Raw genomic sequence first — 20,365 nt, 5'->3', positions numbered from 1 at the left:
GGGCAAATGTAGTACTTCCTGTTTTTAAACAGTATCTTAGTCCTTCATAAACCGTATTGAGAATGAAGATTTCCTTTTCTTTTTTGGTGTTGTTTTCCTGCTTTTTAGGGATGGCACAGACCAATTCGTACACCATTTCCTTTGAGAATGCAGCACACCACGAAGCTGTGGTACAGGCCACTTTCCCCGAACTGAAGACGGACAAGGTTTCTTTTCGGATGAGCAGGACCTCGCCGGGGAGATATGCCCTGCACGAGTTTGCCAAGAACGTGTACGGACTTAAGGCCACGGATAGTAAGGGAATACCCTTGAAGGTGCATCGCCCCAATCCTTATGAGTGGGAAGTGTCCGGGCACGATGGCACCATAAAAATCGAATATACGCTGTTTGCCAATAGGGGAGATGGGACCTATTCCCAAGTCGATGAGACCCATGCCCACCTGAACATTCCCGCAACCTTCCTCTTTTCTTCGGAACTGAGCGAGCGCAAGATCGAGGTGACCTTTGATGTGAGGGAAGACCTCAATTGGAAGGTGGCCACCCAATTGCCCTTGGTCTCCGGCACTACCTATTCCGCACCCAACCTGTATTATTTTATGGACAGTCCCACAGAGATCAGTGATTTTATGCTGCGCTCTTTTGAAGTGGATGGAAAGACCATCAACCTTGCCCTGCACCATAACGGCACGGAAGCCGAAGCGGACACTTATTTTGAAAAGGTCAAAAAGGTGGTCCTCGCCGAAAAGGACGTCTATGGGGAACTCCCCGATTTTGATCATGGTTCCTATACTTTTCTGGCGTGTTACATCCCAAATGCATCCGGGGACGGAATGGAGCACAGAAATTCGACCATTGTGACCAGTACCCGCAGTTTGGGCAATGGGGGCATGGAGCGAAACATCGGAACCGTTTCCCATGAGTTTTTCCACGCTTGGAACGTGGAACGCATCCGCCCTAAATCCTTGGAACCTTTCGATTTTGAGGCCGCGGACATGAGTGGGGAGCTTTGGTTCGCCGAAGGATTCACCAGCTATTATACCAATCTCATCCTCTGCCGTGCAGGATTGATGTCCCCGAAGGAGTATGTGGAGGGCTTGGCGGGCACCTTCAATTATGTTTGGAACTCCCCTGCGCTGCAATTTTTCAACCCGATTGAAATGAGCCATCAGGCCCCGTTTGTCGACGCTGCTACCTCCGTGGAGCCCGTGAACCGGGAAAACACCTTTATTTCCTATTATTCCTACGGCAGTGTCCTAGGTCTGGCATTGGACCTTTCCCTAAGGGGAAAAGGGTTGAATCTGGATGATTTTATGAAATCGGTCTGGAAAACCTATGGAAAGCCCGAAGTACCCTACACCATTGAAAATCTCCATAATGCCTTGAACAACTATGCAGGAAAGGATTTTGGAGATTCCTTTTTTGATCAGTATATCTACCAAAGTGAAATGCCCGATTATGCTTCTTTGTTGACATCTGTTGGCGTACTGTTGGAGCAGCCCAAGGACGTCCCTTATTTGGGCACCTATGTGTCCATGAATGCCGATGGTCTGGGAGCAAGCCTGTTGAGGAACACCCAAATAGGAAGTCCTACCTACAAAGCGGGCCTGGACAATGGTGACATTATCCTGAACATCAATGACGTTCCTTTTTCCGAGGGACAAAAATTCGAGGACTACCTGAAGCAATTCCAAATGGGGACACCGCTCCAAGTGAACTATACCAGGTTCGGGGAACGCAGGACCACGACCATGACATTGGCCCCCAGTCCAGATTATTCGTTCAGCTTGATGGAGGACAAAGGGCAAACCCCAGCTCCCAAAATGCTGAAACAACGAAAAGATTGGCTCAAGGTGGAGTGATGGTTTCCTATAAACAGGCCTCGTCCTTGGAGGAGTTGGAACAGATCCTGGCCCTCCAGCAAGAAAATCTGCCCAAAAACATTTCCGTGGAGGAAAGCGCAAAGGAGGGCTTTGTCACTGTGGAACATACCTTGGAACAGCTAAAGGCTATGAACGATGAATGTGGCCATATCATTGCCGTGGACAATGATGCCGTTGTGGGTTACGCACTGTGCATGCACCCCAAATTTGGCGATACTGTCGAGGTGTTAAGACCCATGTTCGCCGAAATTGATGAAATCCGGGGAAACCGGATGGATTACATGGCCATGGGACAGATCTGTGTGGCCAAAAGCCATCGTGGAAAAGGAATATTCCGAAACCTGTACCTGACGATGAAAGAAAAACTGCCGACAGGTTTTGACACCATCATCACCGAGGTGGACGGACAGAACAAAAGATCATTGGCTGCCCACGCGGCCATTGGTTTTGAGACCTTAAAAGTGTATTGGTCAGGCGGAAGGGAATGGCACTTGATTGGATTGGAATAAAAAAGGCCGCCCAAATAGGGCGGCCTTTTTTATGTACATGGTTGCACTCGTTAATCAGCAAGTACAATCACTTTGTTGTCCTTCATTTCAACGGTACCGCTGGTTATGGCCAAGACAGTTTCTCCGTTGCTTCCTTTGGAAAATTTGCCCTGAAAGGCTTCGTCAATGACAATGTTGCCCTTCACCTTCACCTTGCCTTCCTGCAATAGGGAGACAATGGGTGCATGGTTTTCCAACATCTGGAACTCACCATTTACTCCTGGAACGGTGACCGAGGTCACTTCTCCAGCGAACAATGTGGCTTCAGGTGATACGATTTCTAAATACATATTTTCTAGTATTGAGATATGAGATTTAAGTATTTAGATTATTCTAACTTCTTAATACTGGTGTCTCAATTCTGTTCTACGCTTCTGCCAACATTTTCTCCCCGGCCTCAATGGCTTCCTCGATGGTGCCTTTAAGGTTGAATGCGGATTCTGGCAAGTGGTCCAATTCACCATTCATGATCATGTTGAATCCTTTGATGGTGTCCTTGATATCCACCAAAACCCCTGGGATACCTGTAAACTGCTCCGCTACGTGGAATGGTTGTGACAAGAAACGCTGTACTCGTCTTGCCCTACCTACGGCCAACTTATCTTCTTCGGAAAGTTCTTCCATACCCAAGATGGCAATAATGTCCTGTAGCTCTTTATATCGCTGTAACAACTCTTTTACACGTTGTGCGCAACCGTAGTGCTCTTTGCCCAAAATGTCCGGGGTCAAGATCCTTGAAGTGGAATCCAATGGATCCACAGCAGGGTAGATACCCAACTCGGCAATTTTACGGGAAAGTACGGTGGTGGCATCCAAGTGGGCAAATGTGGTTGCTGGCGCTGGATCCGTCAAGTCATCCGCAGGTACGTAGACCGCCTGTACAGAGGTAATAGATCCTCTTTTGGTCGAAGTGATCCGTTCCTGCATGGCACCCATTTCAGTAGCCAAGGTTGGCTGGTAACCCACTGCGGAAGGCATACGTCCCAATAGTGCGGACACCTCGGAACCTGCTTGGGTAAAACGGAAAATGTTGTCCACGAAGAAAAGTACGTCCTTTCCTTGTCCGTCACCTGCTCCATCACGGAAATACTCGGCAATGGTCAGTCCGGACAATGCCACACGGGCACGGGCACCTGGAGGTTCGTTCATCTGTCCGAACACGAAGGTTGCCTTGGACTCCTTCATCACTTTTTTGTCCACTTTGGACAAATCCCATCCTCCTTCTTCCATGGAGTGCAAGAATTCATCACCATATTTTATAATCCCTGACTCCAACATCTCACGAAGCAAATCGTTTCCTTCACGGGTACGTTCCCCAACACCAGCAAATACGGATAGACCTCCGTGTCCTTTGGCAATGTTGTTGATCAACTCCTGGATCAATACGGTCTTACCTACCCCGGCACCACCGAACAAACCGATTTTACCTCCTTTTGCATAAGGTTCGATAAGGTCGATTACCTTGATCCCTGTGAAAAGAACCTCTGTTGAAGTGGAAAGGTCTTCAAATTTTGGGGCCTCCCTGTGAATGGGAAGTCCATTGTCTCCAGTCTTCGGTAGGTTCTCCATACCATCGATGGCATCACCGATCACGTTGAAAAGCCTTCCATATACAGCCTCGCCTATGGGCATCTGTATGGGGTTCCCGGTAGCAACTACCTCAACTCCCCTACTCAAACCATCTGTTGAGTCCATGGAAATGGTCCTTACGGTATTTTCGCCAATATGCGATTGTACCTCCAATACCAATTTGGAGCCATTGGCTTTTGTAATCTCAAGGGAGTCGTAAATTCGTGGAATCACCGTCCCCGATTCAAACTCAACATCAATGACCGGGCCTATAATTTGGGCAACCTTACCTGTAACTTTAGACATTAGTGTGTTTATTTTTAATTGAATACACGGAAAAAAACCGTTTTTTTTCCGGCTGCAAAGATATGCTTTTCCCTTTTTATTAAGAAACCGATTTTTTGTTTTTTTAAAAAGAAAAAAGGCACTGAAAAATTCAGTGCCTTTTTAAATATTCCATTCGTATTTTTTAAGGATTTATGGCCCAAGAAACATAGTAAATGGAACCTATGTTACCTGTGCCGATCGCGGTATAATATTCATCACCCAACAAGTTGGATCCACCCACCTTGAACACCGACTTGATGCTGGGCACCGCATAGTTGACCTGTGCATCCAAAACGGTAAAGGCAGGAATATCCCCATCGGCGAAGGAAGCTTCCCAATAGTAGCTGTCGCTCCACCTGTAGTTCACATTAAAGCCAAAGTTCTTGAAGAGCGCCGCATTCCCGAAAGAGGCTTTCACCTTATGTTTTGGGGTGTTGAAATTGGTCCTTAAATCTGGGTATTTGCCTTCATCGATGTCCAACTCGGCATAGGTATAGTTGACCCCAAAATCAAAATTTCCGATCTTGGTGTCCACACCCACTGTTCCTCCATACGAATTGATAGCTGCATCAGAGTTGGTATAGGTCTGGTAAGCCTGAAAATCATTATTCCTGAGTGCAGCCAACGAGAGAGCACCATCCCCAGCTGTACCATAAAAAGGCACCAAGGTTACAGTATTGGCCAAGAAATCTGAATAACTGTTGTAATATCCACTCAAGTCTACTGTAAACCGACCCAACTGAGCCCTGTACCCAGCTTCAAAAGCTGTGATTTCTTCTGGTTTTACTAAGGGTGTGTTCACTGCTTGTGGAGTGCCATTTTGGACCGAAGTACGGGAGAAAGCATTTTCATAAGCGGCCCTGCCAGTAATTTGTACTGTAGCGGGTAATCCATAATCATTTTGGGCCCTTTCACTTATACTAAAAGTTCTAATGTCCCTGTCCAAATTAGTGGGAGCAGAACCTACCAATATTGCAGAGCCCGCATTCAACCCTATAAACAAATCTTGGGTGGTAGGGTTTCTGAAACCTTGCTGTACGGAAACCCTCAAGTTGTGGTTTCTTTTTTCCCCGGCGGTATAGGCCAAAGAAAGCCTTGGCGAAACAAATCCATCAAAGAACTCGTTTTTGTCGTAACGGGCAGAACCGGTAAACTTCAACCGATCATCCAAGAATTTTTTCTGAAGCTGCACATAGGCCCCATATTCGTTATAGGAAATGGGTCCATCAATATCCGTGAAAATGGTCCCGTTGGAATTCAATACATACTCCCTGAAAGAACCTCCCAGTTGCAAATCGGCCCAGTTATCAATCAAATGGGCAAAGTTGTAGTTTCCATTGATGTGGCGGAACTTGGTCTTATCGATAAATTTGGCCCCCGTAGTTAAATTTCCATCGTTGGTCACTTGGTTGAACGCACTTTCAAAGGCAGGAGTTCCAGGAATCAACCTTCCCTGATCGGCATACGCCCTTGCTGCTGCATGTGCTTGAACAGAAGCATCTTCTCGAGATGTTCCTTGCTGCACCAACCCTAAAAATGTAGGTATATATGTCCCAGCATAATCTCCAAACCACGACCTTTCACTTGGATCATCAGGATTTGGGGCATCTCTCTTCCATAATCTATTTATGTTGATTGCCGCAAAACGCGTATCATACGCATCACCGGAATTTTCGGAAACGATGTATCCACGAAGGAAGAAATTCTTGTTCTTGATCTCCAACTTGTGCTGTTGCATGGTGAACCCACTTACCGCATAGCGATTGGCCCCTTGGTAAATAGTGGTTCCACGACCAATCCTGCTGTTCAGGATGATTTCAAAATCGTTGGCAAAGGGTCGATAATGCAATGCAAAATCCGATTTCACACTTTCCGCTCCATAATCAGCCAGATCCGCTTCATCATAACCTGTTCTTGAAACATATGCAGACCCTACCGTACCTGAAGGCAAAGCTTGCTTTGTTCCATCTGGAAGATCTGGAAGAGCAAGGTCATCAAAATCCAGAGTTGTCGCCACTTCATCACCATACACATTCAGCCCATTATATCCTGGATTGGAACGATCGGCGCCAGGGTTGTTGAGGTCCACTGTACTATTGGCATGCCAATCCTCACCGGTCAACACCGATAGGTTTGCCTTAACGGCCACTTTGTCACTAAAAGCATGGGCGGCCCGTATGCCGAAGTCCTTGTAAAAGTTGTTCCCAGCGGCATCCTGTACCGTGACCCCGCCTTTAGCGTAGGCACTTATTCCTTGAAAATCAAATGGGTTTTTACTGTTCATGAAAAGGATACCATTGAAGGCTCCTGCACCGTATAGGGCAGAGGAGGCCCCAGGTAGGATCTCCACGCTCTGTACATCCAGTTCGGACATCCCGACCAAGTTACCCAAAACGAAGTTGAGACCGGGCGCGGTGTTGTCCATTCCGTCCACCAATTGCAAAAACCTATTGTTGGCAAAAGTGGCAAAACCCCTTGTGTTGATGGACTGAAAGGTCAAACTGTTGGTGTTGATGTCCACTCCTTTCAGGTTCTGCAAGCCTCCGTAAAAAGATTCGGAGGTGGTGTTCTTTATTTCCTTAAGTCCAAAACGCTCCACGGAAACCGGGGATTCAAAAATCCGCTCGGGTGTCCTCGACGCTGAAATGACAATCTCATCCAAAAGGGTAGAGGCTTCGGCTAGGGTAATGGAAAGGGTCTGGTTATTGGAAGTGACATTGGCCACAAAATCTGAAAACCCGATACTCGTTATCCTAAGTTGGAACGGTGGGGCCTGTGAGGTATTGAAAGTGAAGTTCCCATCGAAGTCCGTAACGGTTCCTTCGGTTTTTCCTACCAAGACCACATTGGCCCCGGGGATGGGCTGGCTATTTTCATCAACTACTTTTCCTTGGACGGTTGTCTGTGCATTTGAGACAATACCAATCAGCATAAGGAAAATGAACATAAGTCTTCTCATTGGCTATGAATTTGAGTTAAATTTGGTTTAAGTGCCTGTTAAGCAATGTATGTGGAAGATACATTTTTTTTCATTTGATTTCTACAAATATGGAAAAAATTATGCATGCATAATACTTTTTTGACAAAATTCCATGCTCAAAAATACTGTATCAATAAAAAAGGCGCCAATATCGGCGCCTTTTCTTTGAAAATATGTCTTAAAATCACTCCACGGTGACGGACTTTGCCAAATTTCTTGGCTGGTCCACGTTGCACCCACGCATCACGGCAATGTGATAGGACAGCAATTGCAAGGGTATGGTGGTCAAAAGCGGTGAAAGGCTTTCGGAGGTTTCTGGCACCTCTATCACGTGATCGGCCAATTCCCTAACGGATACATCCCCTTCGGTGACAATGGCTATGATTCTTCCTTTTCTGGATTTAATTTCCTGAATGTTGCTCACAACTTTCTCATAGTGCCCTTTTCGTGTAGCAATGACCACCACTGGCATTTGCTCATCGATCAAGGCAATGGGTCCGTGCTTCATTTCTGCGGCCGGATATCCCTCTGCATGGATGTAGCTGATTTCCTTTAGCTTCAGGGCTCCTTCCAGAGCGACTGGAAAATTGTACCCCCTACCCAGATAAAGACAATTGGGTGAGTCCTTATAAATATTCGAGATTTCTTCTACAATCGGGTTGGACAAAAGCGCTTTTTCCACTTTGGAAGGGACACTTTCCAATTCAGCCAAATATTCATGGTACTTGGATTGCGACAAGGTTCCTTTCTCGTGGGCCAACTTGAGCGCGATTAGCGTCAACACGGTAATTTGGGTGGTGAACGCCTTGGTCGATGCCACTCCTATTTCCGGACCTGCGTGGGTATAGGCTCCTGCATCGGTTTCCCTAGCTATGGATGAACCCACCACATTGCAGACCCCAAAAACAAAGGCTCCTTTTTCTTTTGCCAATTTGATGGCAGCCAAGGTATCGGCGGTCTCTCCTGACTGTGATATGGCAATGAGCACGTCCTTTTCGGTGATGACCGGGTTCCTGTACCTAAATTCGGAGGCATATTCCACTTCTACCGGAATACGGGCCAGGTCTTCAAAAATGTATTCTGCCACAAGTCCGGCATGCCATGATGTTCCACAGGCCACGATGATGATTCTATTGGCATTCAGGAACTTTTCCAGGTTTTGATCGATACCCGCCATCCTGATGATGCCCTTATCCGCCAACAAGCGGCCCCTGTAGGTGTCCAATATGGCCCTGGGCTGTTCGTAAATCTCCTTCAGCATAAAATGCTCGTACCCTCCTTTTTCAATTTCCTCAAGATTGAGTTGAAGTTCCAGAATGTTAGGGTAGGCTATCGCATCGTCCTTGATCTTTCGTAGTTTGATTTCCTTGCCGATCCTCACAATGGCCATTTCCTCATCTTCCAGATATATCGCATTGTTGGTGTATTCAATAAAAGGGGAAGCGTCCGATGCAATAAAATATTCGTTTTCACCGATGCCAATGGCCAATGGACTTCCCAGTTTGGCCACCACTATCTCATCGGGTTTGTTCTTGTCAAAAACAGCAATGGCATAGGCCCCTACCACTTGGTTGAGCGCTATCTGCACGGCCTTACCCAGTTTGACACCTTCTTTGTTCTTTACTTCTTCAATAAGGTTGACCAACACTTCGGTGTCTGTGTCGGATTCAAACGTATAGCCACGCTTGATCAATGCCTGTTTGATGGAATCGTAATTTTCTATGATACCGTTGTGGATGATGACCAAATCCCCGGAATTGGAAAAATGGGGATGCGAGTTGACGTCGTTGGGGACCCCGTGGGTGGCCCATCTTGTATGTCCAAGCCCTAGTTTGCCGGAAATTGAAATGGATGACTCGGTCTTTTGCTTGAGGTCATCCACTTTCCCCTTGGTCTTGGAAAGATGGGTGTTCTCCCCGTCGTAAAGTGCTATTCCCGCACTGTCGTACCCTCTATACTCGAGCCTTTGAAGGCCTTTTATTATTATGGGATAAGCATCCCGATGACCAATGTAACCTACTATTCCACACATAAGATTTTTTTTAGTTAAAGTCCACTATTGGGGGTTAGCGGCCATCAAATTTAAAATCTCTTGACCAAAATCCATGTATTCGTTACGTTAAAACGATGAACACCCAAAAATCTTCTTCAAGTGGTAGCCATCAATTGGCCTCGGTGTAGAAAATCTCAAGTTTTAGTTTCTTCCCTTCTTCTCCCGGAGCCACATTGCTTCCATAGAGCACTGTCCCCAAGGGGCTAACAGCAGACATCACGGGATAGTCCACCGCATTGGACACATTACCCACCGCTTCTTGAATATTGGGGAATGAGATATTGGATGTCAATGTAAGGGCCAATTTGGCATTGGATGAATCCCGAACAATGATGTTGTTGATGTGCTCCGTTATCCGTATGGTGTACTTTATACCTTTCCCGCTTTCCTTCTGTATGACACCATCGTGGTTGGTGTAGTAATTCAATGGGTTTGGCGTAGTGTTCGGCGTATTTGCCTCATTGGCCGTGTTGTACAATGGAAAACCGGTCTCAGCATTGAAAAGGTACAATCTTGGTGGTTCTTCCACGGTTCCGCCCGAATTATCCAAGGTTTCCCTGTCCACATAAAATACCAGATTGGCCTCGTTGATGATCCAATTGTTGGCCCTTACCTGATCGATGAGTTGGGACCCCTCGTTTTCCAATTCGTCAAAAAGTCTGATCTCTGTCAACGTGGCCCCTCCTTTTACATATATTCTTGGTGCATTCTCCCCATTGTCCAGTGCACTGGCAACATCCGCTGGAAAGGCCTCATTTTCAAAGACATTTACAGCATTGCCTGAAACACCATTGTTGGTGTTCATCATCAGCCCAAGCACAAAATCCCTTTCGGCAGTTACGACGGTCTCCTCTTCCGTATCGTAGTCTTGGTATTCATAGGTGACCGTTATGGTGGCCCTGGTAATATCCAACAGGAACATGAGTTCTTCCATGTTTGTTCCGGAAAGGTGGATGCCCCTGAAAAAATTCCTGAAATTGGATTGGTTCAGCAATTCTGGCTTTCCTTCCATATCCAAAAGGTTGGTCTGGAAAAATTCGTTGCTCAGCGGGATACGGATTCCCGGGGTCAATTTAGTCTCTATTTGATTGGATTCATCAACGTCGGTATCCGGGTCATCATCCTTATAGGATACGATGATATCCTCATTGCTAATGGTGACTTCCTCATTGGCAATAAGTTCTCCGATAAAACCAGAAAAATCATGGTTGGAATAGTACTCTTGCGCTTCCTGAAAGCCAGAATTAGGATCCAAATTTCTTAGAAAATAGTTGGAGCGGGAAACACTCAAATTAAAGGTTGCTGTCCTATCCCCGTATATGCTGTCCAAATCATATCGCCTGACAAAGTTGTTGGCCACAAAATCGTCCCCTGTACCATCCTCGTTAGGGTCAAATGGGTCAGAGCCTATGACCCTTTCCTGATTGTCCGTCACACCGTCACCGTCCCAATCAGAGTTGGGATCGTTGACATCCTCTCCTTCTTCAAACTCATCGTCTACCCCGTCACCGTCGCTGTCCCCAGAAGGTGGCAACTGAAAAGGGATGTAGAGATAGACCTCCTTAACAGTTTCATTTTCCTTGACCGTGGATGCACTGTCGTCAGAATCTGCATTGTCCTCGGCTGCCTGTGTAAGGTCCCCAAAAGTGGGGTTCTCAGTGGTCAAAGTGACCTGGGAAATAATGCTGGCCGTTCTTTTTCCATATATAGGGTCGGTAAACGTTCCCAATTGGTACAGTGGCAACCTATTGGTCTGGACGGCGGTTATGCCCTTGTTGTAGGCAAACACCCCATATTCGACCTTTCCTGTATTAAAGGGCTCTCCTCCAACAACACCTTCTCCAATGGTGTTCAGCTCGTCTTCACAAGAAGCTATCAGTAGAAACAAAGTCCCAACCAAGGTTGAAACTTTAATGATTCTGGAAAATCTCATGCAATTTATTTTAAAACCTCCGTTTTATAGAAATTTGTGTATGCCTCTTCTGCTTCCTGAAGCGAAACATAGGGCAGTACGGGTTTGGAAAGATTGGCTATATGGTCCTTCAGATCCTCCGACATCTCCTCCGAGGCTAAAATAACGGCATCGGAATAATCTACGGCAACCTTTAACAAATTATTATAGTCGGGATTGGATAGGTATGAAATATCACTCTTGTCTATCCCATCGAAGGAAATCTTGTTGATCATCTCACTGTCCAGCTCCCCGTCATATCCCTTTCCATAGACCGATGTGACAATCTTGCTGTCGGCGAACAAAGGCTCGTCGGCATAGTATTTCCTGAGGTATAGGGGCAACAGGGAGGCCATCCAACCATGCACATGGATGATATCTGGCGACCAGTTCAACTTTTTGACGGTTTCCACCACCCCCTTGGCAAAAAAGATGGCGCGTTCGTCATTGTCAGGAAACAGCTTCCCTTCCGAATCCTTGAAAGTCGCCTTTCGTTTAAAATATTCCTCGTTGTCTATGAAATAGACCTGGATACGTTCCCTTGGAATGGACGCCACCTTGATGATCAGGGGCATGTCCATGTCATTTATGACCAAGTTCATCCCCGATAAGCGTATGACTTCATGCAATTGATGCCTTCTTTCATTGATATTTCCATATCTTGGCATGAAAATGCGTATTTGCCCCCCATTGCTGTTCACCATTCTCGGTGCTTCGTACGACATTAAGGAAACTGGATTCTCTGGGAGGTATGGAACTAATTCAGAAGATACAAACAATATCTTTTTACCATTCATAAACACTTTCTTTTGTTTATCTGAAAAACGTAGCTGCAAAAGTACAAAAATTATGCTGATTACCAGTATTTATAGTATTTTTGCACGCTCTTGAATGTCGCCATGCACATATTCGACCGCAAAAAGGAGCTTGTTTCCTTCTTACAGGACGAGAGAAAAAAAAACATCTCCATCGGCCTCGTGCCCACTATGGGGGCACTTCACACGGGGCATGTCTCTTTGGTAAAAAAGGCGCTTTCCGAGAATGGATTGGTAGTGGTCAGTATTTTTGTGAACCCCACCCAATTTGACAAAAAGGACGATCTGGAAAAATATCCCAGGAGTTTGGAAAGGGATGTGGAACTGTTGCAAAAGGAATCCGATCAAATCATCGTCTTCGCACCATCCATTGATGAGATCTATGGCAAGTCCGTGAAATCACAATCCTATGAGTTCGACGGTCTGGACAAGGTGATGGAGGGCGAGTTCCGGGCAGGGCATTTCAATGGTGTCGGCACCATTGTAGAGCTTTTGTTGAGGACCGTCTCCCCCGATAAGGCTTATTTTGGCGAAAAGGATTTCCAGCAGCTACAGATCATCCGTAAAATGGTGCAGATCAAAAAACTGCCCTATGCCATCATTGGCTGCCCTATAGAACGGGAACCCAACGGATTGGCCAAGAGTTCCCGTAATGAACGCCTCTCCGAAACGACCAAGGAAGAAGCTGGCCTGATCTATGAAACGCTACTGGCCGCCAAATCAAAATTTGGCACGGAAAGTGCAAGTAGCATCCGGCACTGGGTAAAATCGGAATTTGGGAAAAATCCCGTGTTCAACTTGGAGTATTTTGAGATAGCCGATGAGAACACGCTGACACCCATGCTGAAAAAACAGAACGACCAAAAATATAGGGCATTCATTGCCGTTTATGCCGATGGCGTACGCTTAATTGATAATCTAAGATTGAATTGATAATTTTGCACCATGCAAGTAGAAGTTGTAAAATCAAAAATCCATAGGGTAAAAGTCACTGGGGCCGACCTAAACTACATAGGCAGCATCACCATTGACGAAGACCTTATGGACGCAGCCAACATCATCAGGGGCGAGAAAGTGCAGATCGTCAACAACAACAATGGTGAACGGTTGGAGACCTACGCCATCCCCGGACCTAGGGGGTCTGGCGAACTCACCCTAAACGGTGCCGCAGCCCGGAAAGTGGCCGTGGGCGACGTACTCATCCTCATCACCTACGCCTGGATGGACATTGAGGAAGCAAAGGCATTCAACCCTGCGTTGGTCTTCCCGAACGAGGCCACCAATCTACTGAACTAGTTTTGGGCAGCTCCCTGAAAAAATTTCTCAAAATAGGTGTCCCCATAGCCTTTGGGCTGTTCTTGGTCTGGTATTCCTACAGTTCCACCACACCCGAAGAGCGCAAACAGATCATCCATTACATTTCCAACGCCAGCCCGTTTTGGGTCACCGTATCCGTGGTCATGGCCATCCTTAGTCATATCTCCAGGGCCATCCGCTGGAAATACCTTCTAGAGCCTCTTGGTTACAGGCCAAAGACGCTGAACAGTATCTTGATTGTCCTAATCTCCTATTTTGCAAATTTGGGGATACCACGTTCCGGGGAGATCCTAAGGGCCACAGCACTGACCACCTATGAAAGAGTGCCTTTTGAAAAAGGATTTGGCACCATCGTCTCCGAAAGGGTCATCGATTTGTTGATGCTCTTGCTCATCGTGATGGTCACCTTGGTATTGCAAACGGATATCATCCTTGCTTTTTTGGAAGAAAAAGGGGTGAATATCATAGGCGCCATTGGTATTTTGTTGGTGGGAATCGTCGGTCTGTTTTTGGCCACCTACATCATCCGAAAATCCAAATCACCCTTTGCCAGCAAACTGAAAACATTCCTCAACGGACTTTTGGACGGCGTGCTCAGCCTTTTCAAAATGAAGAAAAAATGGCCGTTCATCTTCCACACACTCTTCATATGGGTTGCCTATGTGGGCATGTTCTGGGTGATAAAACATACCGTGGCCGAGACCACCTCCCTTTCTCTCAGTGAGCTTTTGGTCGCCTTTGTGGCCGGTGCCTTTGCCATGTCCACCACCAATGGTGGAATCGGCCTCTACCCCATCGCTGTGAGTGCGGCCTTGGGCATCTTTGGCGTCAGCTCTGTTTCCGGGGATGCCTTTGGGTGGATTATGTGGATCGCGCAGACCCTCATGGTGGTCGTTTTCGGCACAATATCCTTCATCGTATTACCGTTATTGAATAGAAATCGGTAACCCTAGCCGCACAAAACTTAACCAATGAACAAAAAACTACAATTCCTATTGTTGGGCTTGGTGTGCTTCAATGTTGGCGCCCAGGTCAAACAGGAGATCTTCGAATCCTTCAAACTTCAGGAAAGAAGAAATGTCTCCTACTATTTTCCCGAGGACTATTCCGAAGAAAAAAAATACCCGTTGCTGGTCGTGCTGGACGCCGAGTACCTTTTTGACCTTGTGGTGGTCAATGCCAAGTTCCAAAGCCGTTTGGATCGCATGCCCCAGGTAATCGTGGTAGGTGTGGGCCAGGCCGAGAACGATATCCGATTGGAAGATTGCGCCCATGAAGAATTCTCGGGACTCCCTTCCGACAAGGGAAAAATGTTCTATGAGTTTCTGGGCACGGAGCTTATCCCTTATTTGGAGACCAGCTACAACATTGCCCCTTTCAAAATGTTCGTGGGGTATGACATCACCGCCAATTTTGGCAACTATTACCTGTTCAAGGACCGTTCGCTATTCAATTCCTATGTGAGCATATCGCCCACCTTGGCCACAGAAATGGAGAACCGGGTCCCCGAACGCCTTTCGGCACTCGAGCAAGTGATCTTCTACAACCTGATTGTCGAGAAAGAACCCTCGGACGATAGGCAACGTATCCTTCAAATGAACCACAGCATCAATTCCATCACCAAGGAAAACCTGCACTATTTCTTTGATGAATATGAAAGTGCCGACCATTCGTCCATCGCGGCCTATGGCATTGGAAAGGCATTTGACAATGTCTTTAAAATATTCCGGCCCATCAGTCCTGCCGAATACAAGTCGGAGATATTGACCTCCGAAGAACCCGTGTTCAACTATTTGGAAAACCGGTACAGCACCATAGAAAAACTGTTTGGCTTCCAAAAACCTGTGGAACTCAACGATATCATGGCCATTTATGCCGCTTGCAGGAAAAAGGAAGATTACGAATCCCTGAAACCTTTGGCCGAGCTCTGCAAAAAAGAATATCCCGACACTATGATGGGCTTCTATTTTGAGGGAGAATATTACGAAGAGATCGGGGAGCCCAAAAAAGCGTTCAAAACTTTCGAAAAAGCATTCCAAATGCAGGAGATCGACTTCTTGACCAAAGACATGGCCCTTGAAAAAATAGATGCCCTTAAAGCAGATTTTGGCTATTGATCTTTAAATTCTTGGATAATTAGAGCGTTGGAAAAAATGCTCCAAAAATCAAGCAATCCAAAAATCCAATGGTCCAATCATCCATCTAAATCCATATCTTTAGGCCTTCACCAATTCAAGGAATGGCCAAGACCAAAACAGCTTTTTTTTGCCAAAACTGCGGCACCCAATATGCCAAATGGGTAGGCCAATGTTCCTCCTGCAAGGAATGGAACACTGTTGTGGAAGAAGTGGTACAGAAGGAAGAAAAAAGGAGTTGGAAAACCGATATCTCATCGGTAAAGCAGGCCAGCAAACCCCTTCGTGTTTCCGAAATCACCCATGAGAAAGAACTTCGACTGGATACCTTGGACCAAGAGTTCAACCGTGTTCTAGGTGGGGGATTGGTCCCTGGTTCATTGACCTTATTGGGAGGCGAACCTGGCATTGGAAAAAGTACCCTATTGTTGCAGATTGCCTTAAAACTGCCGTACAAAACCCTTTATGTTTCCGGTGAGGAAAGCCAGCGACAGATCAAAATGCGTGCCGACCGTATTCAACCCAATAGCGAAAACTGCTACATCCTCACCGAAACCAAGACTCAAAACATTTTTCAGCAAATCGGCGCCTTGGAACCCGATCTAGTGGTCATCGATTCCATCCAGACCCTGCATACCGATTATATTGAATCCGCTGCAGGGAGCATTTCGCAAATCCGTGAATGTGCCGCCGAACTCATCAAATTCGCCAAGGAAAGTCACACCCCGGTGATTCTGGTGGGACACATCACCAAAGACGGAACCATAGCCGGACCAAAAATTTTGGAGCACATGGTAGATACTGTCTTGCAATTTGAAGGTGACCGCAATTACGTCTACCGAATCCTTCGTTCGCTAAAAAACCGCTTTGGTTCCACGGCAGAACTCGGTATTTACGAAATGCAGGGAAGTGGGTTGAGGGAGGTGAACAATCCCTCCGAAGTATTGATTTCCAAAAATCAGGAAGACCTCAGCGGAACTGCCATTGCCGCCACCGTAGAAGGCATGCGTCCGTTGTTGATAGAAATTCAGGCGTTGGTAAGCACTGCGGTTTATGGAACTCCACAACGTTCCGCAACCGGGTTCAATGCCAAACGCTTGAACATGCTCTTGGCCGTTCTTGAAAAACGGGCAGGATTTAAATTGGCCGCCAAAGATGTCTTTTTGAACATCACCGGGGGCATTTCGGTAGACGATCCCGCCATTGACCTTGCCGTTATGGCCGCTATATTGTCCAGCAATGCCGATATCCCTATTGAAAAGGGCATCTGTTTTGCTGCGGAAGTGGGCCTTGCTGGGGAAATCCGTCCGGTGCAACGTGTGGACCAACGTATTCTGGAAGCCGAAAAACTAGGTTTCTCCACCATTTTTGTTTCCAAAAACAATAAAATCGGTCTGAAAAATACAGGCATCCAAATCCGTAAGGTTTCCAAAATCGAGGATGTGGTGAGTGCCCTGTTTGGGTGATATAGACACAAATTTCACGAATGGTCACGAATACTTTTGCTCTTGAACTTGAAACTTGTTCACTGCCCATAGAAAAACTTCATTCATTCTGAAGAACACAAAATGATTGAAGAAACTAGTTGTTTCACTATACATTTTATGGCGCTGGGTTCGGAATAGCATTATGGATGGCCTCGATTCCTTCCAACACCTCATCCGAAAGGTCCACATCGATACTCTCAATGTTCTCCTCAAGCTGCTCCATACTGGTCGCCCCGATGATGTTGCTCGTTAAAAATGGTCGGGTGTTCACAAAGGCCAACGACATCTGCGCCAAGCTCAACCCATGTTCTTGGGCCAGTTGGGCATATTTCTCAGTGGCTTGGGTGGCGGTTTCCCCACTGTACCTATTGTAATTGGGAAAAAGGGAAACCCTTGCCTTTCTTGGGGGAATCTCGGTCAAATATTTTCCGCTGAGTACCCCAAAAGCCATGGGCGAATAGGCCAACAATCCAATTTTTTCACGTGTCGAAATTTCGGAAAGCCCCACCTCGAACAAACGGTTCAAAAGGTTATAAGGGTTTTGGATGGTCAACATACGTGGCAGGGACCTGTGCACTTTGCTCTCCTCCAAGAACCGCATGGTCCCCCATGGTGTTTCGTTGGAAAGGCCCACATGCCTTATCTTTCCTTCGGCAATCAGATCACGAAGGGTCTCCAGAACTTGGTGGATATTGTCCTCCCAACCATCAATGATATGTGCGTTGAATCCCCGTTGCCCAAAATAATTGGTGTTCCGTTCGGGCCAATGCAGTTGGTACAGGTCGATATAATCCGTTTGGAGCCGCTGTAAGCTGCCTTCCACCGCACTTATGATGGATTCCTTACTGAACCCAGTGCTCCTGATATGCGTAGCGGCATGTCCTTTTCCCGCTATCTTGGACCCCAATACCACTTTGTCCCTGTTCCCGGTTTTTTTGAACCAGTTCCCAATAAATTCCTCGGTCACTGCATAAAGTTCCTTCTTTGCGGGAATGGGATAGAGCTCTGCGGTGTCAAAAAAATTCACCCCTTGATCCAGGGCATAATCCATCTGTTCATGGGCCTCTTCCTCGGTGTTCTGCCTGCCCCAAGTCATGGTGCCAAGGCATATTTTGCTTATTCGGATGTCGGTATGTGGGATTCTGGTGTATTTCATCATATCAAATTTAGGACGGTCAAAGGTAACTAAACCAAAACATTGACTTTTAAGCCAAGGTTATTTTTCCACTTCCAACAAAATGGGACAATGGTCGCTGTGCACAGCCTCGGATAGGATCACCGAACGCTTCAACCTGCTCTCCAAAGGCTCTGCCACCATGCCGTAATCCAACCGCCAGCCCTTGTTGTTGGCCCGGGCATTGGCCCTGTAGCTCCACCATGTATAATTGTCGGGCTCTTTGTTGAAATGTCGGAAACTGTCAATAAACCCACTGTTGATAAAGTTGCCTATCCATTCCCGCTCCACGGGCAGAAAGCCGGAAACATTCTTGTTCCGCACGGGATCGTGGATGTCAATGGCTTCATGACAGATGTTGTAGTCCCCGCACACGATCAGGTTGGGGCGCTCTTTCCGAAGGACATCGGCATATTTTTGAAAATCGGCCATGTACATCAGCTTATGGTCCAAACGGTCCAAATTGGTCCCGGAGGGCAGATACATGCTCATGACGGAAAGGTCCCCAAAATCGGCGCGGAGGTTCCTTCCTTCATGGTCCATATAATCTATGCCCGTACCATATTCCACATGATCGGGCTGTTGCTTACAAAGTAAGGCCACTCCGCTATACCCTTTTTTCTGGGCACTGAACCAATAATGGTGGGGATATCCCGCTTCTTCAAAAACCGAGGTATCCACTTGGTCCACCATGGCCTTGGTTTCCTGTAGGCAGACCACATCCGGATCTACCGCCTGCAACCATTCCACAAAACCTTTGTTGAGTGCGGCCCTGATGCCGTTCACATTGTAAGAGACGATTTTCATCTTTAAAATTTTTCCTAAAAATAGCCATTGTATGCTTCTTCTTAAAATTGAATTTAACAATGGCCCTATTCCAAAAACAGATTGCAGTTCCTTTTGTCGTAATTTTAAGTCCAAACACAACCATATGACGGCACTTGTTCTGATCGATATCCAACTTGGTCTACAGGAAATGGCTTTTTATGGCACAGAACGCAATAATCCCATGGCAGAGGAGAATTGCCGGAAAATCTTGTTGGCCTTTAGGGAAAAACAATGGCCCGTGTTCCATGTGAAGCACGATTCCACCAACCCCGATTCCCCATTGCACCCCTCCAAAAAAGGGAATGCGTTACACCCCTTGGTGGAACCCATCAATGGTGAGCCTATTTTTGCCAAAAACGTGAACAGTGCCTTCATAGGTACCGCTCTTGAAACCCAGCTTAGGGCAATGGCCATTTCGGAACTTGTTATCGTTGGTCTTACCGTGGAACACTGTATCTCCACTTCGGTGCGAATGGCGGCCAATATGGGCTTTGCTGTTGTTTTGATATCGGATGCCACCGCGGCCTTTGACAAAGTGGGCGTGAACGGTCAAGTTTATGGGGCCGACCTCATCTACCACACCGAACTGGCCATCTTGAATCGGGAATTTGCCCACATCATGGATACGGACACGTTCTTGAAGAGTCTGTAAAATTGATTATCTTCTCCTTTTTTATCCATTTTAGAAAAACACATCAAATGGAAACTTGGATTGCAATGCTAAGAGGCATCAATGTCGGGGGAAATCATATTGTTCCCATGAAGGAACTGAAACAACTGATGGAGTCCAACGGATTTTCCAATGTCAGGACCTACATCCAAAGTGGGAATGTGGTTTTTGAAAGTCCGCAACGACCTTTGGACCAAATTGGACAACTGATAGAGCAGAAGTTTGGGTTTATGCCCTACATTTTTGTGTTGGGCAGGGACGAGCTCATGGCCGCCGTGGCGAATTGCCCCTACGAGAGCGACCAGGAAAAGACCATCCATTATTTTTTTCTGGACAAGGAACCCGAAATTTTTGATGAGGCGCTTTTGGATTCCTTAAAAGCCGACAGCGAACGGTACATCCTAATTGAAAAGGTGTTTTACCTCTACGCCCCAGAAGGCATAGGCCGCTCCAAATTGGTGGAAAAAATAGGGAAGGCTTTGCCAGGCGTGACTATGACAGCCAGAAACCTGAACACCATCAACAAGTTGGTGGAGATGGTGAAGTCGTGATGGCAAAGAATTGACTATGATCAGACCTCAACCCCCTAATGGTTTTTTTATTGCATGGTATTGGTTTTGAAGGGTTATGA

General features: G+C 46.5%; 17 protein-coding genes. 9 read left to right on the top strand and 8 right to left on the bottom strand.

Annotation, left to right across the window (positions count from 1 at the left end):
- Positions 1 to 62: 62 nt before the first annotated feature.
- Both D2V93_RS03925 and D2V93_RS03920 read left to right on the top strand, forming a co-directional pair.
- Positions 63 to 1,859 carry a M61 family metallopeptidase gene (locus D2V93_RS03925; RefSeq protein WP_119618475.1) on the top strand — a complete coding sequence of 599 codons (1,797 nt, stop codon included), beginning with the start codon at positions 63 to 65 and terminating at the stop codon, positions 1,857 to 1,859.
- Entirely contained in the window at positions 1,841 to 2,389 is a 549-nt protein-coding gene (locus tag D2V93_RS03920; RefSeq protein ID WP_245978086.1) for a GNAT family N-acetyltransferase, read from the top strand. The genes D2V93_RS03925 and D2V93_RS03920 overlap by 19 nt, the downstream gene beginning before the upstream one ends.
- Before the next feature lie 50 nt (positions 2,390 to 2,439).
- Here the strand turns inward: D2V93_RS03920 and D2V93_RS03915 are convergent, their stop codons facing one another.
- From D2V93_RS03915 to D2V93_RS03890, 6 genes are all read right to left on the bottom strand, one after another.
- Positions 2,440 to 2,718 carry a F0F1 ATP synthase subunit delta/epsilon gene (locus tag D2V93_RS03915; protein WP_072876069.1) on the bottom strand — a complete coding sequence of 93 codons (279 nt, stop codon included), beginning with the start codon at positions 2,716 to 2,718 and terminating at the stop codon, positions 2,440 to 2,442.
- Positions 2,719 to 2,794: 76 nt separating this feature from the next.
- Positions 2,795 to 4,303, bottom strand: a complete 1,509-nt coding sequence (gene atpD / locus D2V93_RS03910; RefSeq protein WP_119618473.1) for a F0F1 ATP synthase subunit beta — start codon at positions 4,301 to 4,303, stop codon at positions 2,795 to 2,797.
- A gap of 163 nt (positions 4,304 to 4,466) precedes the next feature.
- Complete coding sequence (locus D2V93_RS03905) at positions 4,467 to 7,283, bottom strand: TonB-dependent receptor (protein ID WP_119618472.1); 2,817 nt, start codon at positions 7,281 to 7,283, stop codon at positions 4,467 to 4,469.
- 205 nt (positions 7,284 to 7,488) lie between these two features.
- Complete coding sequence (gene glmS / locus D2V93_RS03900) at positions 7,489 to 9,336, bottom strand: glutamine--fructose-6-phosphate transaminase (isomerizing) (RefSeq protein ID WP_072876075.1); 1,848 nt, start codon at positions 9,334 to 9,336, stop codon at positions 7,489 to 7,491.
- 130 nt (positions 9,337 to 9,466) lie between these two features.
- Positions 9,467 to 11,290, bottom strand: coding sequence for a DUF4270 family protein (locus D2V93_RS03895; RefSeq protein ID WP_119618471.1), 1,824 nt, complete (start codon positions 11,288 to 11,290; stop codon positions 9,467 to 9,469).
- 5 nt (positions 11,291 to 11,295) lie between these two features.
- The gene (locus tag D2V93_RS03890) at positions 11,296 to 12,105 is read right to left on the bottom strand and encodes a glycogen/starch synthase (RefSeq protein WP_072876854.1); all 810 of its coding nucleotides are present in this window, start codon (positions 12,103 to 12,105) and stop codon (positions 11,296 to 11,298) included.
- 102 nt (positions 12,106 to 12,207) lie between these two features.
- Between D2V93_RS03890 and panC the strand changes: the two genes are divergently transcribed.
- The 5 genes from panC to radA all read left to right on the top strand — a co-directional run bounded on the left by panC (position 12,208) and on the right by radA (position 17,041).
- Positions 12,208 to 13,056: a pantoate--beta-alanine ligase gene (panC, locus tag D2V93_RS03885; RefSeq protein WP_072876079.1), complete on the top strand. Its 849-nt coding sequence runs from the start codon at positions 12,208 to 12,210 to the stop codon at positions 13,054 to 13,056.
- A gap of 12 nt (positions 13,057 to 13,068) precedes the next feature.
- The gene (gene panD / locus D2V93_RS03880) at positions 13,069 to 13,419 is read left to right on the top strand and encodes an aspartate 1-decarboxylase (RefSeq protein ID WP_072876081.1); all 351 of its coding nucleotides are present in this window, start codon (positions 13,069 to 13,071) and stop codon (positions 13,417 to 13,419) included.
- Positions 13,420 to 13,421: 2 nt separating this feature from the next.
- Positions 13,422 to 14,387, top strand: coding sequence for a lysylphosphatidylglycerol synthase transmembrane domain-containing protein (locus D2V93_RS03875; RefSeq protein ID WP_119618470.1), 966 nt, complete (start codon positions 13,422 to 13,424; stop codon positions 14,385 to 14,387).
- 24 nt (positions 14,388 to 14,411) lie between these two features.
- Positions 14,412 to 15,557, top strand: a complete 1,146-nt coding sequence (locus D2V93_RS03870) for an alpha/beta hydrolase (RefSeq protein ID WP_119618469.1) — start codon at positions 14,412 to 14,414, stop codon at positions 15,555 to 15,557.
- Positions 15,558 to 15,679: 122 nt separating this feature from the next.
- Positions 15,680 to 17,041, top strand: a complete 1,362-nt coding sequence (radA, locus tag D2V93_RS03865; RefSeq protein ID WP_119618468.1) for a DNA repair protein RadA — start codon at positions 15,680 to 15,682, stop codon at positions 17,039 to 17,041.
- A gap of 136 nt (positions 17,042 to 17,177) precedes the next feature.
- Here the strand turns inward: radA and D2V93_RS03860 are convergent, their stop codons facing one another.
- Together D2V93_RS03860 and D2V93_RS03855 are read right to left on the bottom strand one after the other, a co-directional pair.
- On the bottom strand, positions 17,178 to 18,218 hold the full coding sequence (locus tag D2V93_RS03860) for an aldo/keto reductase (RefSeq protein WP_072876091.1): 1,041 nt from the start codon (positions 18,216 to 18,218) through the stop codon (positions 17,178 to 17,180).
- Positions 18,219 to 18,278: 60 nt separating this feature from the next.
- On the bottom strand, positions 18,279 to 19,043 hold the full coding sequence (locus D2V93_RS03855; protein ID WP_119618467.1) for an exodeoxyribonuclease III: 765 nt from the start codon (positions 19,041 to 19,043) through the stop codon (positions 18,279 to 18,281).
- Positions 19,044 to 19,167: 124 nt separating this feature from the next.
- On the opposite strand from D2V93_RS03855, the gene D2V93_RS03850 reads away from it, so the two are divergent.
- Positions 19,168 to 19,716: a cysteine hydrolase family protein gene (locus D2V93_RS03850; protein WP_119618466.1), complete on the top strand. Its 549-nt coding sequence runs from the start codon at positions 19,168 to 19,170 to the stop codon at positions 19,714 to 19,716.
- 47 nt (positions 19,717 to 19,763) lie between these two features.
- On the top strand, positions 19,764 to 20,285 hold the full coding sequence (locus D2V93_RS03845) for a DUF1697 domain-containing protein (protein ID WP_119618465.1): 522 nt from the start codon (positions 19,764 to 19,766) through the stop codon (positions 20,283 to 20,285).
- Positions 20,286 to 20,365: the final 80 nt, after the last annotated feature.

The organism is Flagellimonas taeanensis (assembly GCF_003584105.1).
GTDB classification, from domain to species: domain Bacteria; phylum Bacteroidota; class Bacteroidia; order Flavobacteriales; family Flavobacteriaceae; genus Flagellimonas; species Flagellimonas taeanensis.
Note: the sequence above shows the minus strand (reverse complement) of the source record. Positions and strands in the feature narration are given on the sequence as shown.

Bases quoted from the DNA above. Each gene is read 5' to 3' on its own strand.
- D2V93_RS03925 (WP_119618475.1), top strand. From the start codon at position 63: ATGAAGATTTCCTTTTCTTTTTTGGTGTTGTTTTCCTGCTTTTTAGGG.
- D2V93_RS03915 (WP_072876069.1), bottom strand. From the start codon at position 2,718: ATGTATTTAGAAATCGTATCACCTGAAGCCACATTGTTCGCTGGAGAA.
- atpD (WP_119618473.1), bottom strand. From the start codon at position 4,303: ATGTCTAAAGTTACAGGTAAGGTTGCCCAAATTATAGGCCCGGTCATT.
- D2V93_RS03905 (WP_119618472.1), bottom strand. From the start codon at position 7,283: ATGAGAAGACTTATGTTCATTTTCCTTATGCTGATTGGTATTGTCTCA.
- glmS (WP_072876075.1), bottom strand. From the start codon at position 9,336: ATGTGTGGAATAGTAGGTTACATTGGTCATCGGGATGCTTATCCCATA.
- D2V93_RS03895 (WP_119618471.1), bottom strand. From the start codon at position 11,290: ATGAGATTTTCCAGAATCATTAAAGTTTCAACCTTGGTTGGGACTTTG.
- D2V93_RS03890 (WP_072876854.1), bottom strand. From the start codon at position 12,105: ATGAATGGTAAAAAGATATTGTTTGTATCTTCTGAATTAGTTCCATAC.
- panC (WP_072876079.1), top strand. From the start codon at position 12,208: ATGCACATATTCGACCGCAAAAAGGAGCTTGTTTCCTTCTTACAGGAC.
- panD (WP_072876081.1), top strand. From the start codon at position 13,069: ATGCAAGTAGAAGTTGTAAAATCAAAAATCCATAGGGTAAAAGTCACT.
- D2V93_RS03870 (WP_119618469.1), top strand. From the start codon at position 14,412: ATGAACAAAAAACTACAATTCCTATTGTTGGGCTTGGTGTGCTTCAAT.
- radA (WP_119618468.1), top strand. From the start codon at position 15,680: ATGGCCAAGACCAAAACAGCTTTTTTTTGCCAAAACTGCGGCACCCAA.
- D2V93_RS03860 (WP_072876091.1), bottom strand. From the start codon at position 18,218: ATGAAATACACCAGAATCCCACATACCGACATCCGAATAAGCAAAATA.
- D2V93_RS03855 (WP_119618467.1), bottom strand. From the start codon at position 19,043: ATGAAAATCGTCTCTTACAATGTGAACGGCATCAGGGCCGCACTCAAC.
- D2V93_RS03850 (WP_119618466.1), top strand. From the start codon at position 19,168: ATGACGGCACTTGTTCTGATCGATATCCAACTTGGTCTACAGGAAATG.
- D2V93_RS03845 (WP_119618465.1), top strand. From the start codon at position 19,764: ATGGAAACTTGGATTGCAATGCTAAGAGGCATCAATGTCGGGGGAAAT.